The sequence below is a fragment of the uncultured Mucilaginibacter sp. genome (assembly GCF_903893715.1).
Classification (GTDB): domain Bacteria; phylum Bacteroidota; class Bacteroidia; order Sphingobacteriales; family Sphingobacteriaceae; genus Mucilaginibacter.
This window is the reverse complement of sequence record NZ_CAITNG010000035.1, coordinates 1-5,269: the sequence shown is the minus strand read 5'-3', so window position 1 is coordinate 5,269 and position 5,269 is coordinate 1. Positions and strand designations below refer to the sequence as shown.

The window sequence follows — 5,269 nt, the reverse complement described above, 5'->3', positions numbered from 1 at the left end:
GTTGCTGGCCGTTTTTGAGTTTATCAATTTACTGATACACCCCTATCTGGCCAAAGTAACCAACGATTCGCCTTTGGTGATGCTGATGATATTGATAGGTATCGGGTCTTTGTTAGTGCCCCTGCATCATCAACTGGAACAATGGATAAGCCATGTGCTGACGGAAAAGAACAAACAGATACGGCTGGCGGCTGCGAAGAAAACTATTGCGCGTTTGGAGGGCGGGGAAAACCATTAAGCTTATGAAAAAAACGATATTATTACTCCTTGCTGTTTTGTTTGTCATCGGCGAAAGCCGCGCGCAAACGCATAATATTGACAGCATTAAAACTTTATTAAAAAAGGAAAAGCGCGATACGGGCAAGGTAACGCTCTTAAACGCGCTGAGTATGGAGTACGTAGGTTATAAGCCAGATTCGACGATGCGATTAGGCATGGATGCCTTAACGCTTGCGCAAAAGATACATTTTGACAAAGGTGTTGCCGCCAGTTTGAACAGGATAGGCCTTGCATACATTAACGCAGGCAATAGCCCCAAGGCCATGGAGTTGCTTTTACAGGCCCTGAGGATAAACGAAAAGATAAACAACCTTGATGGCAAGGCACGAAACCTGGGTAACCTAGGGGTTGTTTACGCCAATATGGGTAATTATCAGCTTGCTATCGAATATCTCAGCCAGACAGTGAAGATATTTCAACAGATCAACGAAAAATCCGCATTAACAACAACTTTTAGTTTGATAGGTGGTTATTATTTTGCCATGGCGCAAGATGACTCGGCGATGGTATACGCGCAAAAGGCGTATGCGCGATGGAAAAAATCCAATTCGAACGACGTGAGTTCCGCTTTACTATTGATGGGTAAGGTATATTTGAGGACAGGTGAAACGAGCCTCGCCCTCGACTGCTTTCGCGGCAGCATAAAACAATATAAACGAGCCAGATTTGTGTCTGGCGTTGGCGCGAGTTACTTGGGCTTATCCAACCTATATGATAAGGAGGGGCGTGCGGATTCGGCCTTATATTATGCAAACAAAGCTTTCGCAATTTCCTACAGCCTCAATAGATATACAAATAGCATCGATAACGTTGGGACCTACCTTAGCGGGCTTTATGAAAAAAAGGAAAAAGCAGACAGTGCCTATTTTTACCTCAAGTTGGCTAAAACAGCAAAAGATTCGGTAACCAGCCAACAAAGATTTAACCAGTTCCAAAGCCTGGGTTTTGATGAAAAACTACGACAGATAGAACTGGCCAATACGGAGCAAAAGGCCGAAGAAGAGCGGAAACGCAACCTGCAATTCGCAGGGCTGGCCGTGGCGATATTGAGCTTCCTGATTTTGTTTTTCGCGCTAAGCAGAACCATTATCGTAAAAGAGAATTTCATTAAATACTTTAATGTGGTGGTGTTACTGGCGGTATTTGAGTTTATTAACCTGCTGATACACCCCTACCTAGCCCGGTTGACCAATGATTCGCCACCGCTGATGTTGTTGATTTTGATAGGCATTGGCGCTTTGCTGGTGCCACTGCACCATAAATTGGAGCATTGGATAGCGCATGTGCTTACGGAGAAGAACAAACAGATACGTTTGGCGGCGGCGAAGAAAACTATTGCGCGTTTGGAGGGCGGGGAAAACCATTAAGCTTATGAAAAAAACGATATTATTACTCCTTGCTGTTTTGTTTGTCATCGGCGAAAGCCGCGCGCAAAGCCGCGTTATTGACAGCCTTAAAGCCTTATTAAAAAAGGAAAAGCGTGATACGGCGAGGGTTAATTTACTGTGCGACCTTGCCTTCTTGTTTCAACCTGCCAAGCCCGACACCGCTATAAAACTGGGGTTTGAGGCTTTATCGCTGGCCAACCGTATCCATTTTAGTAAGGGTGAGGCCAATAGTTTAAACAGGATCGGTGCTGCCTATAACCCTACTGGTAATAGCCCTAAAGCGATGGAGTGTTTTTTGCAAGCCCTCAGGATCAATGAAAAGATCGACAATCCTGAAGGAACTGCAAGAAACCTCGGTAACCTGGCATTGGTTTACTCAGACGAAGGCGATCAACACCGTGCCATTGACTACGATTTTCAGGCATTAAAAATATTCGAACGGATAAATCAAAAATTATTATCATCAGTAACCCTTACATGGATCGGAAGATTTTATTTGATCCTGGCACAATATGATTCGGCAATGGTTTACGCGCAAAAGGGATATGCCATGGAAAAGAGATTCAGATCGGGCAAACCAGCCCGACCTTTATTATTGATGGGACATATCTATTTGAAAACGGGCGAGCTTAACCTCGCACTGGAATGTTTTAGAAGTAGTTTATCATCCTTTAAACAAGGAAGGATATATACACCGGGAATCAGTGACTGCTACCAGGGCATGTCAGAATTATATGATCGGCAACAAAAAGCGGATTCGGCCTTGTATTACGCACGCAAAGCCTTCGCGATAAGCTACGACCAGGGCAAATTTACAGCTGACGTTGATTTTAAAGGAAGCTACCTGAGCGGGCTTTATCAAAAAAGGGGGGTGACCGACAGCGCGTACCATTACATTATCTTGGCTAAAGCCGCTAAAGACTCGGTAACGAGCCAGCAAAGGTTGAACCAGTACCAAAGCCTGGGTTTTGATGAAAAACTGCGGCAAATAGAACTGGCCAATACGGAGCAAAAAGCTGAGGAAGAGCGGAGGCATAACCTGCAATTTGCTGGGCTGGCCGTGGCGATATTGACCTTCCTCATTTTGTTTTTCGCGCTAAGCCGTACCATTATTGTAAAAGAGAATTTCATTAAATACTTCAATGTGGTGGTGTTGTTGGCGGTATTTGAGTTTATCAACCTGTTGATTCACCCCTACCTTGCGCGGTTGACGCATGAGTCGCCGCCGTTGATGTTGTTGATACTGATAGGCATTGGTGCTCTGTTAGTGCCGCTGCACCATAAATTAGAGCATTGGATAGCGCACGTACTTACGGAAAAGAACAAGCAGATAAGGCTTGCGGCGGCTAAGAAAACGATAGCGCATTTGGAGGGCGGCAAGAATGATTAATATACAGATGGTTATAGGGTAGTTCTTAGGAGCAAAAAGTAATGGTCGTTATTTTCTACAAAACAGGTAATCCGGCAGTCGGCGGGGCATTTGTGGTGCAATAGGTCATAAATGCGACCCTTGCGGTAGCGTATCCTATGATTAATTATTGAGGCTGGTAAAACAATTTATATGTTTTTTTGGTATCCTTATATTAACAGCGACGCTAATAATTAACATAAATATAACATTAAAAATACATTGATTTAACTTAGTTTTGCGCTGATAATCAGTAAGTATGAAAAAGAAAGAAGATAAAATACAAAAAAAGGCAGCAAAAAAGGTTGCTACCGAAAGCATTAAAGCCAGCTTAGTTGACGCTATTTTAAAAACCGTTAGCGAGTTGGGTACCGAAGCTGTAAAAATTGAAAAACAGGTTGTAAAGGAATCGGCAAAGTTGGCAAAAAAATTAGCCAAGCTGATAAAACCGGCTGCTGCACCTGCGCGCAAGGAAAATATTGCGGTTAAAGCTGTAAAGGCGCCTGTAAAAACTGTAACGCCAAAAGCCGCAGAAGCACCCGCTACAAAAGAAACTGTTACCAACACCGCCGTAGCCACACCTGCTGCAAAAAAGGTTGTTAAAAAACCTGCCGCGAAAGTCGAAACCGCAAAGTAACTGCGCCATGATGGCATTGTTTTACATCTTTTTGTTGAAACCGCAAGCCTGTGCCTGCGGTTTTTTTTTGACTAAGCGTTGCAAACGCCCTGTCAATTTAAGCGCTCGTTGCAAACGAGCGCAGGGTGCGGCGTTGCAAGCGCTCAGCCATGTTAAGCGCTCGTTGCAATCGAGCGCCGGGTGCGGGTTTTTGACATTGTTAAATTAAAAGCCCCTCACCCGGTAGCCGGGATAATAAAGGTCCAGCTCGGCCTGCAATTCGCCGGCTACGTCAATCACATGCCATTTGCGCGAAAACAGGGCGCTTGCCATGTGGCGAAACACGAGGGTGCGGTTGCCGTGGTGCACATCGATAAAGCCGGCGCCGTAGTACAGGTTTTCGGCAGCTATACTCTCCTTAAAATTATCGGCAATGGTTTTGGGGTTATTGGCGTTGGTATCGGCAATCACACCACCATCGGCCAATACTATAAAGGGGATGCGCTTGTCAACAAAGCCCATCCGGATGCGGGGGTTGGCATCGGCTATGTTGAGCCGGGCACATTCTTCTTCGCTTAAAAAACCAACGGTGTCTTCACGTTGGTTTAACTTATATACTTTGCTATCTACTATCATTTCTTCGTGTTTAACCATAGCAAGGCAAAAAGGATGCCCTGTCGCGCCAAAGCGATAAAAACAGGCTTCAAATATACGTAAGCACTGTTTTTGGTTTTTGATGTAATTGCAAAGCGGGTTATTCCGGAATGCTTTTTTCCTGATTTGGCAAAGATGTTGCCGAATTCAGATATATCACTTTGGTAATTTTTGTAATAATAAATTATTCTTCGTATATTGCATGGAATTTGGATTTTCGGTTGCCCTTACGCAGCTGGGGGCAAGTTGGGCAGCCCCATACGGGGCATTGTTACTATTAATTTGTTTCTACAAACAGGTAGTCCCTAGGGGACATTTAATGTCTTTTTTATTTCGTTCATTTCAAACCAACAACATAACATTATGGCAATTTTAGAGGAACTATCGTTTAAACAACAAAAATTTTGTGAGGAGTATTTATTGAGTTTTAACGCGTACCGGGCCGCAGTGGCGGCGGGGTATAGCGAGAACACAGCCTTGAAGGGCGACTTGCTGCATGTGCCCAAGATACAGGCGTATTTGAAGGCGGCGATGAGCCGGAGCGCGGCGCGGGCGGAACTGACGCATGATATGCTGCTACGCGAACTGATGAAAATTGCCTTTTGTAATATGGGTAATTACTATGACGATTACGGGCTGCCGAAGAAGATGCACCAGTTGACGGACGAGGAAAAAGCGGCGGTAAGCTATTACCAACGGGCGGATATGTGCTACCAGGACGGGCATATTTTTGGTGAGCTGGTCAAAATAAAACTGCACAATAAAATGGCAGCGCTTGATAAACTTTGCAAGCACACGGGTTTTTACAAAGCGAAATGGAAGCCCTTGCCCGAGGTTGACCGGACGGAAACGGCTGAAGATATTGCTTTTGAAGCGGAGCACGGGCAAACCCGGCCCAGTGCGGCTTTTACCCAAGAGGTAAGC

At 44.8% G+C, this 5,269-nt stretch carries 6 protein-coding genes; 5 read left to right on the top strand and 1 reads right to left on the bottom strand.

Translation table 11 applies throughout. The annotated features are described in order from the left end of the window. The 4 genes from QZX97_RS04510 to QZX97_RS04495 all read left to right on the top strand — a co-directional run. Positions 1 to 238 (top strand): hypothetical protein (locus QZX97_RS04510; protein ID WP_295664263.1); only part of this gene is annotated, 238 nt, incomplete at its 5' end. A gap of 4 nt (positions 239 to 242) precedes the next feature. Continuing rightward, on the top strand, positions 243 to 1,646 hold the full coding sequence (locus QZX97_RS04505; protein WP_295655316.1) for a tetratricopeptide repeat protein: 1,404 nt from the start codon (positions 243 to 245) through the stop codon (positions 1,644 to 1,646). 4 nt (positions 1,647 to 1,650) lie between these two features. Continuing rightward, positions 1,651 to 3,057 (top strand): tetratricopeptide repeat protein, encoded by a 1,407-nt coding sequence (locus tag QZX97_RS04500; RefSeq protein WP_295655318.1) that lies wholly within the window; start codon positions 1,651 to 1,653, stop codon positions 3,055 to 3,057. Positions 3,058 to 3,334: 277 nt separating this feature from the next. Further along, positions 3,335 to 3,712, top strand: a complete 378-nt coding sequence (locus QZX97_RS04495) for a hypothetical protein (RefSeq protein ID WP_295655320.1) — start codon at positions 3,335 to 3,337, stop codon at positions 3,710 to 3,712. Between the two features lie 204 nt (positions 3,713 to 3,916). Here QZX97_RS04495 and QZX97_RS04490 read toward each other — a convergent pair whose 3' ends face one another. Beyond that, entirely contained in the window at positions 3,917 to 4,345 is a 429-nt protein-coding gene (locus QZX97_RS04490; protein ID WP_295655322.1) for a hypothetical protein, read from the bottom strand. Between the two features lie 363 nt (positions 4,346 to 4,708). On the opposite strand from QZX97_RS04490, the gene QZX97_RS04485 reads away from it, so the two are divergent. Then, the coding region (locus QZX97_RS04485; RefSeq protein ID WP_295655324.1) for a terminase small subunit at positions 4,709 to 5,269 on the top strand (561 nt) is incomplete at its 3' end.